The sequence below is a fragment of the Leisingera sp. ANG-DT genome (assembly GCF_000813785.1).
Lineage (GTDB): Bacteria > Pseudomonadota > Alphaproteobacteria > Rhodobacterales > Rhodobacteraceae > Leisingera.
Genome location: NZ_JWLE01000011.1, coordinates 276,183 through 295,556, shown reverse-complemented (window position 1 = coordinate 295,556; position 19,374 = coordinate 276,183). Strand labels below are relative to the sequence as shown.

23 protein-coding genes are annotated in these 19,374 nt (G+C 62.3%); 14 read left to right on the top strand and 9 right to left on the bottom strand.

All coding sequences use genetic code 11. The features are described 5' to 3' along the window. Positions 1–82: 82 nt before the first annotated feature. On the top strand, positions 83–979 hold the full coding sequence (locus tag RA21_RS13305) for a mechanosensitive ion channel family protein (RefSeq protein ID WP_039149587.1): 897 nt from the start codon (positions 83–85) through the stop codon (positions 977–979). 21 nt (positions 980–1,000) lie between these two features. Here the strand turns inward: RA21_RS13305 and sfsA are convergent, their stop codons facing one another. Together sfsA and RA21_RS13295 are read right to left on the bottom strand one after the other, a co-directional pair. After that, positions 1,001–1,702, bottom strand: a complete 702-nt coding sequence (gene sfsA / locus RA21_RS13300; protein ID WP_039149585.1) for a DNA/RNA nuclease SfsA — start codon at positions 1,700–1,702, stop codon at positions 1,001–1,003. A gap of 38 nt (positions 1,703–1,740) precedes the next feature. Then, entirely contained in the window at positions 1,741–2,496 is a 756-nt protein-coding gene (locus RA21_RS13295; RefSeq protein WP_039149584.1) for an SDR family NAD(P)-dependent oxidoreductase, read from the bottom strand. Between the two features lie 97 nt (positions 2,497–2,593). On the opposite strand from RA21_RS13295, the gene RA21_RS13290 reads away from it, so the two are divergent. From RA21_RS13290 to RA21_RS13270, 5 genes are all read left to right on the top strand, one after another. Beyond that, positions 2,594–3,130 (top strand): TetR/AcrR family transcriptional regulator, encoded by a 537-nt coding sequence (locus RA21_RS13290; protein WP_039149699.1) that lies wholly within the window; start codon positions 2,594–2,596, stop codon positions 3,128–3,130. 64 nt (positions 3,131–3,194) lie between these two features. Next, positions 3,195–3,926, top strand: a complete 732-nt coding sequence (locus RA21_RS13285; RefSeq protein WP_039149695.1) for a competence/damage-inducible protein A — start codon at positions 3,195–3,197, stop codon at positions 3,924–3,926. Beyond that, positions 3,923–4,648 (top strand): GNAT family N-acetyltransferase, encoded by a 726-nt coding sequence (locus tag RA21_RS13280; protein WP_039149583.1) that lies wholly within the window; start codon positions 3,923–3,925, stop codon positions 4,646–4,648. The genes RA21_RS13285 and RA21_RS13280 overlap by 4 nt, the downstream gene beginning before the upstream one ends. A 5-nt stretch (positions 4,649–4,653) precedes the next feature. Continuing rightward, positions 4,654–5,226 carry a peroxidase-related enzyme gene (locus tag RA21_RS13275; protein WP_039149580.1) on the top strand — a complete coding sequence of 191 codons (573 nt, stop codon included), beginning with the start codon at positions 4,654–4,656 and terminating at the stop codon, positions 5,224–5,226. A gap of 41 nt (positions 5,227–5,267) precedes the next feature. Continuing rightward, positions 5,268–6,140: an OmpA family protein gene (locus RA21_RS13270; RefSeq protein WP_052257650.1), complete on the top strand. Its 873-nt coding sequence runs from the start codon at positions 5,268–5,270 to the stop codon at positions 6,138–6,140. Positions 6,141–6,287: 147 nt separating this feature from the next. Here RA21_RS13270 and RA21_RS13265 read toward each other — a convergent pair whose 3' ends face one another. After that, entirely contained in the window at positions 6,288–7,211 is a 924-nt protein-coding gene (locus RA21_RS13265; protein ID WP_039149576.1) for a GlxA family transcriptional regulator, read from the bottom strand. Positions 7,212–7,306: 95 nt separating this feature from the next. Here RA21_RS13265 and RA21_RS13260 point away from each other — a divergent pair, with 95 nt between their 5' ends. Next, entirely contained in the window at positions 7,307–8,098 is a 792-nt protein-coding gene (locus tag RA21_RS13260) for a class II aldolase/adducin family protein (RefSeq protein WP_039149573.1), read from the top strand. Positions 8,099–8,384: 286 nt separating this feature from the next. Here the strand turns inward: RA21_RS13260 and RA21_RS13255 are convergent, their stop codons facing one another. Both RA21_RS13255 and RA21_RS13250 read right to left on the bottom strand, forming a co-directional pair. After that, positions 8,385–9,296 carry a LysR family transcriptional regulator gene (locus RA21_RS13255; protein ID WP_019297281.1) on the bottom strand — a complete coding sequence of 304 codons (912 nt, stop codon included), beginning with the start codon at positions 9,294–9,296 and terminating at the stop codon, positions 8,385–8,387. Positions 9,297–9,459: 163 nt separating this feature from the next. Then, a complete protein-coding gene (locus RA21_RS13250; RefSeq protein ID WP_241483504.1) occupies positions 9,460–10,371 on the bottom strand; it encodes an AEC family transporter in 912 nt (303 codons plus the stop codon). 196 nt (positions 10,372–10,567) lie between these two features. Between RA21_RS13250 and RA21_RS13245 the strand changes: the two genes are divergently transcribed. The 3 genes from RA21_RS13245 to RA21_RS13235 all read left to right on the top strand — a co-directional run bounded on the left by RA21_RS13245 (position 10,568) and on the right by RA21_RS13235 (position 11,788). Further along, on the top strand, positions 10,568–11,011 hold the full coding sequence (locus RA21_RS13245) for a DUF4399 domain-containing protein (protein WP_039149569.1): 444 nt from the start codon (positions 10,568–10,570) through the stop codon (positions 11,009–11,011). 76 nt (positions 11,012–11,087) lie between these two features. Further along, positions 11,088–11,423: an NIPSNAP family protein gene (locus tag RA21_RS13240; RefSeq protein ID WP_039149566.1), complete on the top strand. Its 336-nt coding sequence runs from the start codon at positions 11,088–11,090 to the stop codon at positions 11,421–11,423. Further along, positions 11,420–11,788 (top strand): antibiotic biosynthesis monooxygenase family protein, encoded by a 369-nt coding sequence (locus RA21_RS13235; RefSeq protein WP_039149565.1) that lies wholly within the window; start codon positions 11,420–11,422, stop codon positions 11,786–11,788. Before RA21_RS13240 ends, RA21_RS13235 begins: the two co-directional genes overlap by 4 nt. Before the next feature lie 112 nt (positions 11,789–11,900). On the opposite strand, the gene RA21_RS13230 is transcribed toward RA21_RS13235, so the two are convergent. Then, on the bottom strand, positions 11,901–13,928 hold the full coding sequence (locus RA21_RS13230) for an NADPH-dependent 2,4-dienoyl-CoA reductase (protein WP_039149563.1): 2,028 nt from the start codon (positions 13,926–13,928) through the stop codon (positions 11,901–11,903). A gap of 138 nt (positions 13,929–14,066) precedes the next feature. Here RA21_RS13230 and RA21_RS13225 point away from each other — a divergent pair, with 138 nt between their 5' ends. Then, complete coding sequence (locus tag RA21_RS13225; protein ID WP_019297275.1) at positions 14,067–14,549, top strand: RNA pyrophosphohydrolase; 483 nt, start codon at positions 14,067–14,069, stop codon at positions 14,547–14,549. A gap of 7 nt (positions 14,550–14,556) precedes the next feature. Further along, on the top strand, positions 14,557–15,072 hold the full coding sequence (locus RA21_RS13220; RefSeq protein WP_237754587.1) for a hypothetical protein: 516 nt from the start codon (positions 14,557–14,559) through the stop codon (positions 15,070–15,072). A 6-nt stretch (positions 15,073–15,078) separates the two neighbouring features. On the opposite strand, the gene RA21_RS13215 is transcribed toward RA21_RS13220, so the two are convergent. Next, positions 15,079–15,948, bottom strand: coding sequence for an EamA family transporter (locus tag RA21_RS13215; protein WP_039149562.1), 870 nt, complete (start codon positions 15,946–15,948; stop codon positions 15,079–15,081). Positions 15,949–16,023: 75 nt separating this feature from the next. Between RA21_RS13215 and RA21_RS13210 the strand changes: the two genes are divergently transcribed. Then, positions 16,024–16,509, top strand: coding sequence for a MarR family winged helix-turn-helix transcriptional regulator (locus RA21_RS13210; RefSeq protein ID WP_039149561.1), 486 nt, complete (start codon positions 16,024–16,026; stop codon positions 16,507–16,509). 132 nt (positions 16,510–16,641) lie between these two features. Here RA21_RS13210 and RA21_RS13205 read toward each other — a convergent pair whose 3' ends face one another. Then, positions 16,642–17,634 carry an adenosine kinase gene (locus RA21_RS13205; RefSeq protein ID WP_039149559.1) on the bottom strand — a complete coding sequence of 331 codons (993 nt, stop codon included), beginning with the start codon at positions 17,632–17,634 and terminating at the stop codon, positions 16,642–16,644. 61 nt (positions 17,635–17,695) lie between these two features. Next, positions 17,696–18,340 carry an endonuclease III gene (gene nth / locus RA21_RS13200; RefSeq protein ID WP_019297270.1) on the bottom strand — a complete coding sequence of 215 codons (645 nt, stop codon included), beginning with the start codon at positions 18,338–18,340 and terminating at the stop codon, positions 17,696–17,698. 157 nt (positions 18,341–18,497) lie between these two features. Here nth and RA21_RS13195 point away from each other — a divergent pair, with 157 nt between their 5' ends. Then, the gene (locus RA21_RS13195; RefSeq protein WP_039149557.1) at positions 18,498–19,367 is read left to right on the top strand and encodes a methylated-DNA--[protein]-cysteine S-methyltransferase; all 870 of its coding nucleotides are present in this window, start codon (positions 18,498–18,500) and stop codon (positions 19,365–19,367) included. The last annotated feature ends 7 nt before the right edge of the window (positions 19,368–19,374 follow it).

Genomic DNA, 19,374 nt, shown 5'->3' with positions numbered 1-19,374 from the left:
ACCGGGGGTGCGGGAACTTTTTCAGCAGCTATGCGTTTTCTCAGTTGAACCTTTACTTGGACAACGAGGGGAATGCAGCAGAATGGACAGCGTCAATAGCCTTATGCAAACTGAAATTTACGACGGGAAGTCGCTGGCGGATCTGGTCACGCTGGAATTTCTGGCGCAGGCTTTGGGTAGTGTGGTGGCAGCAGTGGTCATTTTGCTGGCCGGCTTCATCGTTGCGGGCTGGGTCAAGCGGCGGATCGTGCAGCTGGGTGACAGCAATGCCAAGCTGGATGTGACTTTGTTCCATTTCCTGGGCAACCTGGCCCGCTACGTCATCCTTGCCTTTGCCGTGCTGTTTGTTCTGAACACCTTCGGCGTCAAGACCACGTCCATCGTTGCAGCGATCGGTGCGGCTGGCCTTGCAATCGGTCTGGCCATGCAGGGCGCACTGTCCAATGTGGCGGCCGGCGTCATGATCATCCTTTTCCGCCCGTTCAAACTGGGTGATTTCATCGAAGTGGACGGCGAAATGGGCACGGTGCATGAAATCACTCTGAACAACACCGTGATTGCCAGCCTGTCCAACCTCAAGGTGATCATTCCCAATTCGGAAGTCTGGGGTAACACGATCACCAATTACTCGTCCTTCGACACACGCCGGGCTGAATGGGTTTTTGGGGTTGGCTACGGGGCGAACCTGGCAACCGCCGAAAAGGCAATCAGGGATGCCATCATGGGTGACAGCCGGTCGCACAGCGATCCTGAGCCCTTCATCCAGGTGAATGCACTGAACAGCAGTTCGGTCGACTTTCTGGTGCGGGTCTGGGTCGATGCAGAGGAATACTTCCAGTACCAGGCCGACATGAAACGCAAGGTGAAGGAAGCACTGGATGCGGCTGGAGTAGACATTCCGTTTCCGACAAGGACCATCGTTCAGGCCGAAGCGGAACAGGAAGGCGGGAACGCGAAGCAAGTGGATCAGGCAGCCTGAGCGGCCGCCCGGTCCGGGCCGTTACTCTCTTGAGAGCGGTCCGGCGACCTCAACACCCTGCGGGGTAATCCGGGTACCCAGAACCAGCTTCTCCACCCCGGCGGCATAGGCACTGGCAAAGGCATCTGCGTAGGCAGGGTCGATATCGGCGGCCAGCTGGAAGCGTTCGCAGTCGGTGCGCTGCACCAGGTAGAGCATAACTGCCCGGTGGCCCTGTTCCACAATGTTTGCCAGCTCCCCCAGATGCTTGGTGCCGCGGGCGGTTACGCTATCGGGAAACTCAGCAAGGCCGGGCTGGCGCGACAAGGTCACGCTTTTCACCTCGACATAGCAGTCGGGCAGGCCGTCCTGTTGCAGCAGGAAATCGATGCGGCTGTTTGCGCCGTATTTCACCTCGGGGCGGACAGTCTTGTAAGCGGCGAGCTCCGCAACCTCCCCAGCCTCCAGCGCGGCCCGCAGGGCGCGGTTGGGAACCGAGGTGTCGACGCCGGTGAAATGGCCGTCTGCGTGTTCCACCAGCCGCCAGCCGTATTTCAGCTTCTTCTTCGGATCGTCGTTGGGCTCCAGCCAGACCTTCATGCCCGGATCCGCCAGCCCCATCATGCTGCCGGGGTTGGCGCAATGGGCGGTGATTTCCTGCCCGTCCACCAGCCGGCAATCGGCGAGGAAGCGTTTGTAGCGGCGGATCAGGGTGGCGGGGATCAGGGGCTGGGCAAAGTTCATGCCAGATGACTATCCCAGCCCCGCCCGGCGGCAAAGCCCTAGTTGCGGCCGGCCATGACGCCGCCGTCGACATCCCAGATGGCGCCGGTCACCCATGCAGTCTGATTTGACAGCAGGTGCACCACGGTTGCGGCTATGTCAGCCGGGCGGCCAACGCGTCCAATCGGGTGGAAGGTGTCAAAGCCGCTGGTCAGTGCGTCCTCGATCTGTGCGGGGGGTATGAATGCGCCGTAGATCGGAGTGACCACCACCGCGGGGGCCACCGCGTTCACCCGGATGCCATGGTCTGCCAGCTCCATCGCCAGGTGCTGAGTCAGGGCGTGCAAGCCCGCCTTGGCCATGGAGTAGGCTGAGCTGGGGGTCGCCTTGATCGCTTGTTTTGCCCACATCGAGCCGATGTTGACAATGGCGCCGCCGCCGTTGCGTGACATGTTGGCTGCGGCGGCTTGTGTCAGAAAGAAGGTGGCGCGGTTCAGGCCCATGTAACGGTCATAATCTTCGGGGCCATGCTCCAAAAATGGTTTTGGGGCAAAGACACCGGCGGCGTTGACCAGTTTGCTGATATGGTTGCTGCCGGCCTTAAGCTCGTCTGCCAGCGTCTGAACGGCTGCGAAGTCCATCAGATCAACTTTCCGGACTTCTGCGAGGGAGCCAAGTTCTGCTTTGGCAGCTTCTAACTTGGCAGCAGACGAACCCAAGAGGGTGACATGATGTCCCGCCTCTACCAGCTGGCGGGCAGTTTCCAGACCCATTCCCGACGATCCGCCGATGATCAATGCGGTCTCAGTGCTCATTGTGATTCTCCTATCTATCAGTAGGTAGATAAATGTGGATTGTGGTCTATTCCGTCAAGACCTATCTGTAGGTAGGTAGATGGGCGAGGGGTTGAGCATGGCAAAGCCGGACACAGCGGAACGCATCCTGGACATTGCGGAGAAGGCCGCGCGCACAGGTGGCTACAACGCCTTCAGCTTCCGTGAAATCGCTGCGGAAATCGGTATCAAATCAGCCTCTGTCCACTATCATTTTCCAACCAAGGAAGCCTTGGGGGAGGCTCTGGCTGAACGCTATTCTGACAATTTTTTCATAGCCTTGGGTGATCCCCAGGGGGCGGAACCTGCGGAGTTGCTCAAGCGCTATGTTGCAGCGTATGGCACGGCTCTGAAACAGGACGGGCTGATGTGCCTGTGCGGCGTTTTCGGGGCCGAGATTGCCGATTTGCCGCGGCCGGTCGCAAGCGCGACCCGGGCATTTTTCGCCCGCAACCTGGAATGGCTGCGGCAGGTCTACCAGCGACAAGGGTTGCAGCGGGATGCAGCGGACCGGGCTGCGGCACATATGATTGCCACGCTGGAAGGCGCGATGATTCTGGCCCGTGCCATGGAGGATGCGGCGCTGTTCGACGCTGCGGTTGCGAGGCTTTCCTAGTCGCTTTGGCCCTTGTGCCGCTCTGCTGGCGGAGTATTTTTGCACTCAGCCAAGGGAGATGCTCATGCCTGCAACGCCGAACCCAACTGCCGCCATGCTGGTTATCGGCGATGAGATCCTGTCCGGCCGCACCCGCGATGCCAATATGCATTACCTGGCGGGAGAGCTGACCAAACATGGCATCGATCTGAAGGAAGTGCGGGTGGTGAGCGACGATGAGGCGGCGATCATTGCCGCGGTCCGGGCGCTGTCACGCGCTTTTGACCATGTGTTCACCAGCGGCGGTATCGGGCCGACCCATGATGACATTACCGCCGATTGCATTGCCAAGGCGTTTGAAGCGCATCTGGATGTGCGCGACGATGCCCGCGCGATCCTGCAGGCGCATTACGATACCCAAGGGCTGGAGATGAACGCGGCGCGGCTGCGGATGGCCCGCATTCCGGACGGTGCGGTGCTGATTGACAACCCTGTCTCGGCGGCGCCCGGGTTCACCATCGGCAATGTGCATGTGATGGCCGGTGTGCCGATGATCTTTCAGGCAATGGTGGCAAGCGTGATGCCGACCCTGACCGGCGGCCGCCCGATGCTGTCGCAGACCTTGCGGGTGCTGCGGGGAGAGGGCGAAATCGCGGCTCCGCTGCGCGCTCTGGCAGAGGCCTATGGTGATCTGTCGGTGGGCTGCTACCCGTTCCAGAAGGACGGCGCGTTCGGCGCCAATGTCGTGATCCGCGGCACTGACGGTGCACGTGTCGATGCGGCGATGACCGAACTGGCAAAGGAGCTGGAGCAGTGACCACCGAACCCCGTTACTATGGCGTGACCGAGGCGACATGGCCGCCGGCATCGCTGCGCGAACTTGGGCCTGTCACCCTGCGCGAAGGGCAGGGTGGCGGCAGCCGTGTGTCGGCAGCGACGGTGAACGGTGCAGCGTCTGACGTGGAGATTGCAGCGGCTGAGGACGCGATGCGCGCTATGGGTCAGGACTGCCTGTTCATGATCCGCGACGGTGAGACAGAGCTGGACGCGCAGCTGGAGGCGCGCGGCTATGCGGTGAAGGATCCGGTTAACCTGTGGGCCTGCCCGGCGGAGCGGCTGACAGATATCCCGGTGCCCCGTGTTACCGCCTTTTGCGTCTGGGAACCGCTGGCGATCCAGCGCGAGATCTGGGTGCAAGGGGGCATCGGGCCGGAGCGGCTGGCGGTGATGCAGCGGGTGCAAGGTCCGAAAACCGGGCTGCTGGGGCGCCACAAGGACAAACCGGCGGGCGCAGGGTTCGTTGCCATTCACAACGGGGTGGCGATGGTTCACGCGCTGGAAATCCTGCCGCATCAACGCCGCGCCGGCATGGGCGCCTGGATGATGCGTCAGGCCGCCTTCTGGGCTCTTGAAAACGGCGCCAGCGAACTGGCGGTGCTCTGTACGAAACGTAACGAGGGTGCAAACGGGCTTTACGCTTCCCTCGGCATGGACTGTGTTGGACAGTACCACTACCGGATTTTGCAACAAGGCGATTGACCGCGATGAGTGACCAGACCCAGCCCACAGCCCTCGACCTGCCGATAATGGACCCGCTGCCGCCGGAGACGCAGAAATATTTCGATATCTGCGTCGAAAAACTGGGCTTTGTGCCGAATGTGCTGAAGGCAAATGCCTTTGATATCGCCAAGCTCAACGCCTTCACCGCCATGTACAACGATTTGATGCTGGCGGACAGCGGCCTGAGCAAGCTGGAGCGGGAGATGATTGCGGTGGTGGTCTCTGCGATCAACCGCTGCTTCTATTGCCTAGTGGCCCATGGCGCTGCCGTGCGGCAGTTGTCCGGCGATCCGCAGCTGGGCGAGATGCTGGTGATGAACTACCGGGTGGCGCCGCTGGATGCGCGCCAGCGGGCGATGCTGGATTTTGCGGCCAGGATGACGACGGCGAGCGCGGAGATCGAGGAGGCGGACCGCCAGACCCTGCGGGATGCGGGATTTAGCGACCGGGATATCTGGGATATCGCCAATGTCGCAGGCTTCTTCAACATGTCGAACCGGGTGGCCAGCGCAACCGCGATGGTGCCCAATCCGGAATATCACAGCCAGTGCCGTTAAGACGTCTGATTGCAGCGGTGGCAGCAGCGTTCCTGCCCGGAATGCTGTATGCGGCGGAACTTGCCTTGCCCGCTGATGCAACTGCCATTTCCGAACGGGCGACTGCGCTTGGCGTCTATCAGCTGCCCATTGGCCCGGAAGACGCGGACAAGGTGCCTTCGGAGCGGTTCGAGGGGCAGATTACCCGCCGGACCTGGCGCGTGGAAGGCAGCGGCACGGTGCTGCAGATCCTGGCGCCGCTGCGGGAGCAGCTGGTGGAGCAGGGTTATGAAGTGCGGCTAGACTGCGCGGCGCGTGATTGCGGCGGTTTTGGCTTCCGGTTCGGGATCGAAGTGGTGCCAACGCCGGATATGATGGTGGATATTTCCCGTTTTCACTTCCTGTCGGCCGCCAAGGGAAGAGAAGCTGTTTCTGTTCTCGTGTCGCGGGCAGGCGGTGCGGCCTTTGTTCAAATGATCAGTGTGCGGCCGCCGGACGCAGTGCCAGTCCTGTCGAAACCCGTGGTCCAAGCGCCGGCGGAGCCGGATCCGGTGCGGCCGGTAGAATTGGCCAAGGTGCTGGAAGTGCGCGGCCATGCGGTGCTGACCGATCTGGTATTCGAGAGCGGTTCTACCCGTCTGCGCGAGGGGCAGTATGGCAGCCTGAAGGAATTGGCTGGCTATCTGGCCGCGAATCCGCAGCATCGGCTGCTGCTGGTGGGCCATACTGACTCGGTGGGCTCGCTGGCGCAAAACACCGGCATTTCCGAACGCCGGGCGCAGTCTGTGAAAGAGCGGCTGGTTGAGGCCTATGAGGCTGATGGAACGCGCATTGACGTGGCTGGTGCCGGATATCTGGCCCCCATCGCCAGCAATCTGGTCCCGGAGGGCCGAGAGGCCAACCGGCGGGTGGAGGCTGTCCTTCTCGCCAATTGAGCGCCGGTACCCTGAACGCTGCTATTCACTCCCGCCCCCGCAGGTGTCTTAGTGATTGCAAGCCTTCTTGGAGGGGGCAGGCTTGGCGCAGATTTTCTGCACCGGCGGCTGGCAGAACGGTTGCAATGAGGATTGTCCAGGTGGGCCTCAGCAGCGGCGCATACCGCGCGGGCTGCGCTGGTACATGGCCTTGAACTGGCGCGAGAACCCCGGCAGCGAGACAAACCCCGTCGCCAGAGCCACTTCTGTGACTGGCATTGCGGTGCTTAGAAGCAGCTCGCGCCCCCGCTGCAGGCGAATCTGAAGATAGGCCTGTTGCGGTGTCATGCCCAGCCCGCGTTTGCAGCGCAGGCGCATCGCTTTCAGGCTGAGCCCGAGCCGCCCTGCAATCTCAGTCAATGCCAAAGGAGCTTGCAGACTTTCCAGCATTATCTGATGCATCTGCCCCAGAACCGGGTCGGCTGAAGGCTGCAGCCGCTGGCGCACATCCGGGGGGCGGATAGAGCCATGGGCCATGTCTTCGGCTGTCGCCGCCGCCAGCCCTTCCGGGGCGGTGGCCGAGATCCAGGCAAGCATTGCGTCGCCGGTAGCGGTTCCGCCCACGGCGCTCAGCCTGCGGCGGCCGTAGCAGTAAATACGGTCGCTGACCTCGATTTCGGGCCAGCGCTCGCGGAACCCCGCTTCGGCCTCGTGGTGCAGCACCGCCTCATGGCCGTCCAGATAGCCCAGCTGGGCCAGTACAACGGTGCCGGTATCGATGCCGCCCAGCACGGCGCCGGCGCGCGCGGCCCGTGCCAGATAGGCACGCAGCCCCTGCGGCAGGTGGCGCAACGGATCGTAGCCGGCGCAAAGCAGCACAAGATCGGGCGTATCGCCGAGGTCCCATCCACTGCGGTCCGGCGCGGCCAGCCGTCCGCTGGAGGCTGGCACCGGTGTCTGAGTGGCGCTGAGCGTCTCCCATGTGTATAGTCGGCGGCCGGCATTCTTGTTGGCAATGCGCAGAGTTTCGGAAGCCAGCACATAGGCCAGCATCTGAAATTCAGGAAACAGGATGAAGCTCACCTTCGGCATATCAGGAAGTTATATGCAAGTACCGGGCGTTTCCATGCAATTTTGACGAGGTCCAGGCCGCTAGGGTTCTTGCAGTCACAGGAAAGGAAACGCCAATGACCGTCATGACCCCGACCCCGTTGCAGGGCCGTCCGGCCAATTGCTCGGATGCCGAATGGGAGGCCCGTTGCGAGCTGGCTGCGATTTACAATGCGCTGGTGAAATACCGGCTGACGGATCAGACCAATCAGTGGCACGCGATCCGGGTTCCCGGCGAGGACGCGCTGATCACCCACCATTACGGCTGGATGCATGAGGAGGTGACCGCCTCCAATCTGATCAAGGTCGGCTTTGACCGGAAAAACCATAATCCTGAAAATGGCGAGCCGAACCCCTCGGCCACAGAGATCGGCAAGCTGTTTTTTGAGGCAGAGCCGGAAAGGAACTGCATCATGCACATCCACACCAAGGCGATTATGGGTGTGTCGGCGCAGAGGGATGGCGTCGGCCCTTACAGCCAGGCCTATCTGATGATCGGTGGCGGCGATGTGCTGGGATACACCGACTATGAATTCGAATGCACTGATGATTTCCTGGCCGGGCTGCTGGATGCGGGCCGCGGCAAGAAGGCCGTGGTCGAGGCATGGCACGGTGCCTTTGTGTTCGGGGGGACGGCAGGGGAGGCGTTTTTCCGGTCCTTTTACCTGGATCAGGCCTGTGCGGTTCAGCTGGAGGTGCAGCAGGCGGCAGCCTGCCCCGGGGTTGAGATCCGCACCATTCCGGAAAGCGAGCAGAAGCGCCACCTGAGTGACATGGCGGCCAGCGACTGGTACGGTTACGAGGGAGAATTGGAATGGCATGCCATCCGGCGCCGCCTGGATGCGGAGGCGCCGCATTACAAAGGCTGAACGGGCCGACGGGCTGCAGTCCGGAGATTCCCGGGCCTTGGCCACGACATCAGAGATGCCTCAGCAAGCCTTCGGTCCGGCGCCGTGCTGGAGTCCGGCGTGCGACGCGCAGCGGCGCTGGACCCAACGGGAGCAGATCAATCTTTGATTGATCCGGGAAGGGCGGGAGCCTGCCTGATTGATCCTGCCAGGCCGACCTGAGGTGCAGGTCTTAAAAAAGCCCCCGCGAGTGGCGCGGGGGCAGGTCTTCGAGGGATGTCTTGTTCCGGTTTTCCTTAGAACCGGTTCAGGTTTTCCATTCGGACGGGTCGCGGTCGGCAAAGGCTGCCACCAGGAAATCGATGAAGGCCCGCACCTTGGGCTGGGTGAATTTACCGGGCGGGTAGACCGCGTAGATACCCTGGGTCTCAACCGGCAGGCTGGGCATCACGTCCTCAACCAGCCCTTCTTCCAGCGCCTCGGAGTAAAGGTAGCTGGGCAGATAGGCGATGCCGAGGCCGGAGATGGCGGCATTCAGCAGCGATTGCCCATCATTCACCGACAGCCAGCCGGAAGTGCGTACCTGGCGTTTTTCGCCGGAAGGTGCGGTGATTTTCCAGACATTGCCGCTGGACTGGCTGGAGTAGTGCAGTAGTTTGTGGTTGTTCAGCTCGTCGATCTTCTGCGGGCGGCCGTATTTTTCCAGGTATTCCGGCGAGGCAATCATCCGCTTGGTGGTCTCTGTCAGCTTGCGGGCTCGCAGAGAGCTGTCCTCCAGCTCGCCGATCCGCACGGCCATGTCGAAGCCTTCGGAGATCAGCTCCACATAGCGGTTGTTTAGAACCATGTTGACAGTGATATCCGGGAAGTCGCGCAGGAAATCCGACAGCACCGGCGACAGGTGGTTGACGCCGAAGTCGGTGGCAACGGAAATCCGCAGCAAACCGGAGGGGGCCGATTGCATCGAGGTGACCAGCGCGTCCGCCTCGCCTGCATCGTTGAGAACCCGGCGGGCGCGGTCATAATAGGCAAGGCCGATCTCGGTCGGCGACACCCGGCGCGTGGTGCGGTTCAGCAGGCGCGCGCCGAGACGGGCTTCCAGGCTGGAGACATGTTTGGAGACGGCCGATTTGGAAATCCCCATTTTCCGTGCCGCATCGGTGAAGCCGCCTTGGTCCACCACATTGGCAAAGGCCTCCATTTCCATCAGTCGGTCCATATTCACCCATCCTCGTAAAGCCGTGTTGCCCCGAAGCTGACGGGGAAATCGGGCAAGATCGGGGCGGAGGTGGGATAATTGCGAGGTTTCGCCGGGATCGTTTGCGCTGTGGAAACGGCTGCCCTTGGCCGGCGGGCGGCGAAGGCTGAGGGTTAATGAAACCTTAAAGGGCAAGCCTGATCGTCAGAATCCATAGCGGCAGGGTCACCGCACTGAGCAAGGTGGATTGCGCAATAAGTGTGGCAGCCAGTGTGCGGTCAGCACCAAAGGCCGAGGCCAGCACATGCGCCGCTGATGCGGTGGGCAGGGCAGCAAACAGCACCAGCACGGCGGCAAAGCCGGGATCGCTGCCCAGCAGCAGGCAAGCCGCCAGGACAATGGCGGGCACCAGCACCAGACGCACCAGGCAGAGATAGCCGTTGAACAGGTCGAGCCGCGCCAGCGCCCGCCAATTCATGGTGGCGCCGATGGACAGAAGCGCAATCGGGATCGCTGCATGGGCCAGCATCTCGGCTGGGGCCAGGATCGGTGCAGGAATCTTGTAACCCGAAAGTCCCACAGAAACACCTGCAACGGAGGCCAGCAGAAAGGGATTGAGTGCGATTTTCACTGCCGTCTCGCGCAACGAAAGGCTGCCGCCGCGTGACAGCGCGCAGACAGCCATTACATTGGCCACTGGCACGGCCATGCCGATGGCAACCGCCATCTGGCCGGTCAGTTCCGTGCCGATCGAAGGCAGGGCGACAAAGGCAATGGCCGTATTGAAACGCCAGGCAGTTTGCCAGGCGCCTGCAAAGTCGAGGAATTTTTCCGGCCCGGGCCTGCGCGCCAGAAGACCAAAGGCGAGTGCCAGAGCGAGGATGCTCCAGACTGCGGGCCCGATCCGGCCGAGGTCTGCAATGGCAATGGGGCGGCCACTGGCGGCAAAGAACAGCAGCGCTGGAAACAGTACCTCGAAGTTCAACTTGTCCAGGCCTTGCCAAGCTTGCGGTGACAGCCGCCTGCGAACCAGCCCGCCAAGAGCCACCATCAGGAAGCTGGGGGTCAGGCCCATCAGGATAACTGCAAATACCACGTATGCCCTCGTCTTGCGGTTCAGGTGTGACACTGCCGCCCTCGGATAGCGCGGGCAAGAGGAATGGGGGCCGGCACAGTGGGCTTCTGTGAAGATGACGCAAAATTGTGCGTTTGCTGCGGCCGAAGGGTTTGTTGCTGCTTGCCGGACGCCTAGCTTTACTTTGTTTGTTGAACAAATTGCTGGAGGACCCGCTATGAAAGTTTTGCTTGCCGCCACTGCCGCCGCCCTGTGCCTGGCTGCTCCGCTTGGGGCTCAGGAGCGCACGCCGTCGCACCCGGATGCCAAGGTCTATTTTGTCAACCTGAAGGATGGCGATACTGTCACGTCTCCGGTGACTGTGGTCTTTGGCCTTTCGGCGATGGGGGTTGCCCCGGCGGGTACGGAGAAGGAGCACACCGGCCATCACCATCTGCTGATTGACCGCCCAGCAATCGGCGAGGGTGAAGACGGCGCGGATGAGCTGCTGTACGGATTGCCTGCGGATGAGCACCATGTGCATTTTGGCGGCGGGCAAACCGAGACATCAATTGAGCTGCCTCCGGGCCGCCACACCCTTCAGCTGGTGCTGGGCGACGCCAGCCATGTGCCGCACGAATCGCCTGTGGTGTCTGAAGTAATCACCATCAACGTCGAGTGACAGTTCGGTCTGCGGCGAAGCATTTGCTGGCTGGCGCAAGCTAGGCAGGAGGCCTTGAACCAACGAAGGGCCTCTCATGCTGACCTGCATTATCCGTTATCACATTGATCCCGCCAAAAAGGCGCAGTTCGAACAATACGCCCGCAATTGGGGCCAGGCGATCCCACGTTGCGGGGCTGAACTGATCGGCTACTATGCGCCGCATGAAGGCTCCTCGACCCTGGCCTACGGAATCTACAACGTGGACAGCCTGGCGGCGTATGAGGCCTACCGGACGCGGCTGGCGGCAGACCCCTTGGGGCGCGAAAATTACGAGTTCGCCCAGAAGGAGCGGTTCCTGCTGCGCGAGGACCGGACATGGCTCAAGCTGGCTTCGTCGCCGCATGGGAACGGAGGAGGGGAGCGCAGATGATTGCCGTTATTTTTGAGGTGGAGATCGCCGCAGGGCGGAAGGATGCCTATCTGGAAATTGCAGCGGAGCTGCGGGGGCTGCTTGAGGAGATGGAGGGGTTTATCTCCGTTGAGCGGTTTCAAAGCCTGAGCGCACCGGACAAGCTGTTGTCGTTGTCCTTTTGGCAGGATGAGGCGGCGGTGCAGCGCTGGCGTCATCTGGCGGAGCACCGCGTGGCACAAGGTAAGGGCCGGGCAGGAATCTTTGCCGACTACAGGCTGAGGGTTGCTGGGGTGATCCGGGATTATGGCATGATGGCGCGGCATGAGGCCCCGGCAGACAGTATTGCGGCCCACGGCCGAGCGCTTTGCGGGCCCGGCGCCTGAAGGGCGCGCGGGGACACTGCAGCCCGGCTTCGGCGCCTTGAAAGTGCGCCGGGTCCAACAGCGGGCTGGGCCTGACTAGTCCGGCTGCCGCAGGCGGGAGGCCTATGTCTTCTCAAAGGCTGGCGGCCAGCCGGGTGCCCTGATTGATGGCACGCTTGGCATCCAGTTCCGCGGCCACATCTGCACCGCCGATCACATGGGCGGTGATACCGCGTTCCGCAAGCTGATCTGCCAGCGACCGCTCAGAGACCTGGCCCGCGCAGAGCACGATGGTGTCCGCCGGGATCAACCGCGGGTTTTCGCGGGCCTCACCAAAGCTCACATGCAGGCCTTCCGCGTCGATGCACTCGTAATTGACGCCACCGACGAATTCCACCTCCTTCATCTTGAGCGTTGCCCGGTGGATCCAGCCGGTGGTCTTGCCCAGCCGCTTGCCGTGGCGTTCGGCCTTGCGCTGCAGCAGGGTAACCTGCCGGGCAGGGGCGGCGGGCTGCGGGCCTTCGGGGGCAAGGCCCGCGCGGTGCTCTGCCGGGTCGGCGACGCCCCATTCCTTCATCCAGGCGGGCAGATCGGTGGTGGGGCTGTGGCCCTCTTCCAGCAGGTATTCGGAGACGTCAAAGCCGATGCCGCCGGCACCGACCACGGCGACCCGCTGACCCACCGGTTTCTTGTGGCGCAGCACGTCGATGTAGCTGAGCACATTGTCCTGGTCCTGGCCGGGAATGGCGGGATCGCGCGGGGTGACGCCGGTGGCAATCACCACCTCGTCGAAGGCGGTCAAATCCTCTGCTGCAACTTCGCGACCCAGCTCCAGGGTTACACCGGCGTCTGCAACCATGGTCCTGTACCAGTCGACCAGCCCCCAGAATTCCTCTTTGCCCGGCACCTGTTTGGCCATGTTGAGCTGGCCGCCAATTTCATCGGCACGGTCAAACAGCGTCACTTGGTGGCCACGCTGGGCAGCCGTGAGGGCAGTGGCAAGGCCCGCCGGACCGGCGCCGACGATGGCGACAGTCTTGGAAGTTGAGGCAGGTTCGATCACCAGTTCGGTTTCGTGGCAGGCGCGCGGGTTGACCAGACAGGTGGTGAGCTTGCCGCTGAAGGTATGGTCGAGACAAGCCTGGTTGCAGGCGATGCAGGGGGCAATTTGGTCCGCCTGTCCTGCTTCGGCCTTGGCGACGAAATCCGCGTCTGCCAGCATCGGCCGGGCCATCGACACCATGTCGGCGCAGCCGTCGGAGAGCACCTGCTCGGCCACTTCAGGCGTGTTGATACGGTTGGAGGTGATCACCGGGATGCCGACCTTGCCCATCAGCTTCTTGGTCACCCAAGCAAAAGCCGCGCGGGGAACCGAGGTAGCGATGGTGGGAATGCGTGCCTCGTGCCAGCCGATGCCGGTGTTGAGAATTGTGGCGCCGGCCTTCTCTATCTCCTGCGCCAGCTGCACCACCTCCTCGTGGGTGGAGCCATTGGGCACCAGGTCGATCATCGACAGGCGGTAGATGATGATGAAATCGCGGCCCACGGCCTCGCGCGTGCGGCGCACCACCTCAATCGGCAGCCGCATCCGGTTTTCATAGGAACCGCCCCAGCGGTCGGAGCGCTTGTTGGTGTGGGTGACTAGGAACTGGTTGAGGAAGTAACCCTCGCTGCCCATGATCTCGACGCCGTCATAGCCTGCCTCCTGTGCCAGCCGGGCGGCGTTCACGATGTCGGCAATCTGCTTTTCGATGCCGTCCTCTTCCAGTTCATGCGGGGGGAAGGGGGAGATCGGCGATTTCACCGGGCTGGGGGCCACGCATTTGGGGCCGTAGGCATAGCGCCCTGCGTGCAGGATCTGCATGGCGATCCGGCCGCCGGCCTCATGCACACGGTCGGTCACCACGCGGTGGTTTTCGACGTCTTTGGGTGAGGTCATCATCGAGGCGCCCGGCAGCACTGAGCCCTCCAGGTTCGGGCCGATCCCGCCAGTCACCATCAGCGCCACGCCGCCGCGGGCGCGCGCGGCATAGAATTCAGCAACGCGGTTCCAGTCGCCGGTTTCCTCCAGCCCCGTGTGCATCGAGCCCATCAGCACCCGGTTCTTCAGCGTGGTAAAGCCCAGATCCAGCGGGGCAAGCAGGTTGGGGTACGCAGTCATCTTGAAACTCTCCCTGGCAATTGGCCCTAGGATCAAGGGCGCGGGCCGCCTTGTCACGGCCAAACGCCGCGTCACCCCCTTGCGTGCCCCGGCGGCAAGCGGTCTAAGGTTGAGAAAACCCATGTTGAGGAGAGCCTGATGACGCCGGAAGAGATTGCCAAGCTGCCCTACCGCCCCAACGTCGGAGTGATGCTGATCAATGCCGAGGGCGCGGTGTTCGTCGGCCAGCGCAAGGACCGCTACAAGGATGCCTGGCAGATGCCGCAGGGCGGGATTGACGCGGGCGAGGACCCGCGGATTGCGGCGCTGCGCGAGCTGGAGGAAGAAACCGGTGTGGCGCCTGATCTGGTAGAGATCATCGCCGAAAGCAACGGCTGGCTGCCCTATGACCTGCCGCATGATGTGGTGCCCAGCTTCTGGGGCGGTAAATACCGCGGGCAGGAGCAGAAATGGTATCTGATGCGATTTCTCGGCACGGATGATCAGGTCAATATCGAGACGGATGATCCGGAGTTCTCGGCCTGGTGCTGGCAGCCGGTGGAGAGCCTTGTGGAGAAGATCGTGCCGTTCAAGCGCGAGGTCTATGCGCGGGTGGTGGCAGAGTTCCGGGAGTATCTGTGAGATGGATATGCGAGCCTGTTTTCGACCTGCCGGAACCGGTGCTGCCCTGACCGCGTGTATTCTGGCTGTTGCCGTCGGCCCCGCTGCTGCCCTCAGCTGCCTGCCCTGGGGCCCTGCGGACGCCTATTTGCATGCCGCGAATTCGGACAGCGTCTTTAATGTCATTGCGGGTGAACTGCGGTTTGACGAAAGCCAGCTGCCTAAGTCCCATTCGGGCAATCCCAATGACACCCCGCCGCTGACCCGCATCCCGGCACAGCTCTCAGGCAAGCTGCTGGACGGAAAGTATTTCTCAACCCGGGTTAGTGTGCCTGCGGTTATTGAGGTGGAGTGCCTCGGACCCTGGTGCGGCGGCATGAAGTCCGGTGCAGGCTATGTAGTCTTTGCCGAGCAGCGCGGGCAGGAGCTGGTGGTCCGGGCCAACGCCTGCGGCGGGTTTGCGTTTGACGACACCTCCAACGTGCGGCGGCAGGTTCTGGGTTGCCACCGCGGCAAGGCCTGTGAACCGGCCGTGCCGCGGTGATACTGGTTATTCAGCTGCCGTTGCGGAGGGCCGGGACCGCAGCCGCACCTGGCCGAGCCAGAGGCTGAACAGGGCCAGTGTGGCGCCCAGCATCTGGTTGGGCGTCAGGGTTTCCCCCAGCAGAAGCCAGCCCAGGATCACGGCAGACAGCGGGCTCAGGACGCCGAGCAGCGAGACTTGCGACGGGTCGATCCGGGCGAGGCCGCGGAACCACAGGATATAAGTCAGCGCACCGCCGATGAGGCTCATGTAGGCAAGGCCCATGATATTGACAGCCGTGAAGACCGGCATCTCCGGCACCATCCACAGCGCAAGAGGCACCAGCAGCAGCCCGCCCGCGGTCAGCTGCCAGGCGGTGAAGGTGAGCGGCGGCACCGGCGGCTGCCACTTCCGGGTCAGAACAACGCCGGCGGCCATCGACAAGGCGCCGCCGAGACCGGCCAGGACACCCAGCGTGTCCAGCTTGGCGGCCGGGGTCAGCACCAGCAAGGCAACACCTGCCATGCTTAGAAGCGCGGCGGCAACGGCAGCAGGGCGGATCTGCGTCTGCAGCAGCAAGGCGGACAGGAACACCACGATCAGCGGCTGCACGGCGCCCAGCGTCGCGGCGACCCCGCCGGGCAGACGGTAGGCGGAGAGGAACAACAGCACCCAGAACAGCGAGAAATTCAGCGCTCCAAGCACCATCAGCCGCGGCAGCCAGCTGAGCGGTGGCAACTGGCGCACCAGCAGCAGCAGCAGCAGGCCCGCGGGCAGCGCCCTGAGAAGCGCCACCACCAGCGGTGAGTGGCCGGGCAGAAAAGTTGTCGTCACAATGTAGCTGCTGCCCCAGATGGCAGGGGCCAGCGCTGTCAGCAGAAGGGTCCGGATCGGCATGTGTTTCTCCTTATCTTGATATCGAGATAATGGATTTTATCTTGACGTCAAGATGTAAATACCTAAACCGGTGGCATGGACCATGTAGATTTTATTACCCAGCAATGGGGGCAGGAGCGGCCGGACCTGGATGTGACGGCTATGGGCATCATTGGCCGGGTCGCGCGGCTGTATCTGGCCTATCAGCGTGAGATGCATAAAACCTTCGCGGAGTTCGGGCTGAATGCGGCCAAGTTCGACGTGCTGGCCACCTTGCGCCGGTCGGGTGCGCCTTACACGCTGTCACCAGGCGATCTGCTGAAGGCGACAATGGTGGCGTCCGGCACTATGACCAACCGCATCGACCGGCTGGAGGCAGACGGGCTGGTCAAGCGCGAGGTGAACCCGGAGGACAGCCGCAGTTTTCTGGTTGGGCTGACAGAAGAAGGCTTTGCCCTGATCGACCGGGCCGTCACAGCCCATGTTGAGACCCAGACACGGTTGCTGAGCGAAATGAGCGGGCAGGACGTTGAGACCTTCAAAGTGCTTTTGAGCAAGGCGCAGCTGTCGGCTGACAGCTGAGGCTGGAACCGGTAGGCCCGTGTGCCTGCCGCAGGCAGGCTGCGCGGGGCGGCAAAGCCGCGCCGCGCTACGCCCAAGGGCCGAAAATGCACCGCGAGGTGCAGTTCCGGCGGGCGGGAGTGTCCGGCGGGATTAAACCAGCCCGGCTTCTTCCAGCAGGTGCCGCACGTTGGTTTCAGGGCGCGGGCCGATATGGCGGATGACTTCGCCCGCACAGATGCAGCCCATTCGAGCGCAGACTTCCATGCTGCGGCCGGTGGCGAGACCGAACAGGAAACCGGCAGCGAACTGGTCGCCTGCACCAGTCGCGTCAACCGGTGTGATCGTTTCGACCGGCACGTCGACACGCACGCCGTCATTCAACACAGTCACACCGTCGCCAGAACGGGTGCAAACCACCAGCGCGCAGATCGCGGCGGTCCTGGCCATTGCTTCTTCCAGGTCGCTGGTTTCGAACAGGGCGCAGATTTCGTCCTGGTTTCCGATCACGAAATCCAGCTCGTTGCTGATCAGGTTCAGGAAGTCGGCCCGGTGGCGCTCGACGCAGAACGGGTCGGAGATCGAAATGCCAACTTTGCCGCCGCCCTCACGGCAGTCGCGGGCCGCTTCCAGAAAGGCGGTCTTGCCCTTGTCCTTGTCGAACAGATAGCCTTCCAGGAACATGATCTGGGCGTTGCCGGCCACGTCCTGGGGCACGTCGTCGGAACTCAGTTCCGACGAAATGCCAAGGTAGGTGTTCATTGAACGCTCACCGTCCGGCGAGACAAAGATCATCGACCGCGAGGTCGGCATCTCGCCGTCCGCTACCGGCGCATTCACAAAGCTGACGCCCTCGTTGTTCATTGCATCGGCGTAGAATTTTCCAAGCGCGTCGTCACGGACGCGGCCGATGAAGGCTGACTGCAGCCCCAGCGCGCCGGCGCCAGCGATGGTATTGGCGACCGAGCCGCCAGGGGTTAGAACCCGGTTGCCCATTGCCGCATAAAGCTCTTCGCAGCGGTCGCGCTCGATCAGCTGCATGATGCCTTTTTCAATGCCTTGTTCAGCCAGGAAGCTGTCCTCGCATTGCGCAATCACATCCACCACGGCATTGCCAATGCCGACGAGCTGGTAGGTCTTGGTCATGGTCCCTCCTCGGGGAATTCCAAAGCGGTGTCATTTCAGGCGACTATGCCGCTCAAAAAGTTTACAGGTTCTTGTCTTCAAACATGCAGAGATCGCGGATGATGCAGGTTCCGCACATCGGTTTTCGCGCCTTGCAGTGATAGCGGCCGTGCAGGATCAGCCAGTGATGGGCATGCTGCTGGAAATCCGCGGGGATGTTATCCTCCACCGCGCGTTCCACGGCATCCACATCCTTGCCCGGCGCAATGCCTGAGCGGTTGCCGACTCGGAAGATGTGGGTGTCCACCGCCTGCGCAGGCTGTTTCCACCACATGTTCAATACAACATTGGCCGTTTTACGCCCCACGCCGGGCAAGGATTGCAACGCAGCGCGGGAATTCGGGACTTCGCCGCCGTAGTCCTCGACCAGGATCCTGGACAGCTTGATCACATTCTTGGCCTTGTTGCGGTAGAGGCCAATTGTTTTGATATGCTCGATCAGGCGTTCCTCGCCCAGATCCAGCATCTTTTGCGGGGTGTCGGCAATCTTGAACAGCTCACGGGTCGCCTTGTTGACCCCTGCATCGGTTGCCTGTGCCGACAGTGCAACCGCAACGACCAGCGTGTAGGCGTTGACGTGTTCCAGTTCACCCTTGGGTTCGGGCTCGGCTGCCTGAAAGCGCGTGAAGATCTCGCGCAGCGTATGATAATCGAGTTGCTTTGCCATCGCGCGCCATATGTACAGAGCGGGTGTCAAAGAGCAATTGAAATTGCGCCTTTCCTGCCAGTGGCGTTAGGTCGGGAGAGAAACCAGCAAGTTCCGGGTCGATAGCTGAGGCGGGCCGGAGTAGGTTGGAAACGTAAGCACGAAACAGGCTGGACCGATGAATATCGAGACGCGGGAAAATACCTATCATTATGGCGTCATGCGGCGGGCGATTGAGCTGATCGACGATGGCGGCGAGGATCTGACGCTGGAGCAGCTGGCGGCCCGCATGGATATGAGCCCGGCGCATTTCCAGCGTTTGTTTTCGGCCTGGGTTGGTGTGTCTCCCAAGCGCTACCAGCAGTACCTCCGCCTGGGGCACGCAAAGGCACTGCTGCGGGACCGGTTCACCACTCTGGAGGCCTCGCATGCGGTGGGGTTGTCGGGATCAGGGCGGCTGCACGACATGTTTCTGCGCTGGGAGGCGATGAGCCCTGGCGAATATGCCCGCAAAGGGGACGGCCTGCAGATTTTCTGGGGCTGGTTTGACAGCCCCTTTGGGCTTGCTCTAGTGATGGGCACGGAAAAGGGTATTTGCGGACTGGCATTTGCTGCCGAGACTGGCGCCGAACCTGCCATGGCCGATATGCGCGCCCGCTGGCCTCAGGCTGAGTTCATTGAGGACCCGTCTGCCCTGCGCCCTTTGGCGGAGGCCGCCTTTGCCCAAAAGGGGGAAACTGCGCTGCACATGATCGGTGCACCTTTGCAGATCAAGGTATGGGAAGCGCTGCTGCGCATCCCGTCAGGCCATGTTACCACTTATTCAGAACTGGCCCATGCCATCGGCGCCCCCAAGGCCGTGCGCGCAGTTGGCACAGCAGTCGGACGCAACCCTGTCAGCTGGCTGATCCCCTGTCACCGCGCCTTGCGGAAATCCGGCGCACTGGGCGGCTATCACTGGGGGCTTCCGGTCAAACGCGCGATGCTCGCCTTTGAGGCTGCGCGGGATGAGGAGGCTGCGGCAGGTGATATGCGCGCTGCCGGCTGAATTGGCG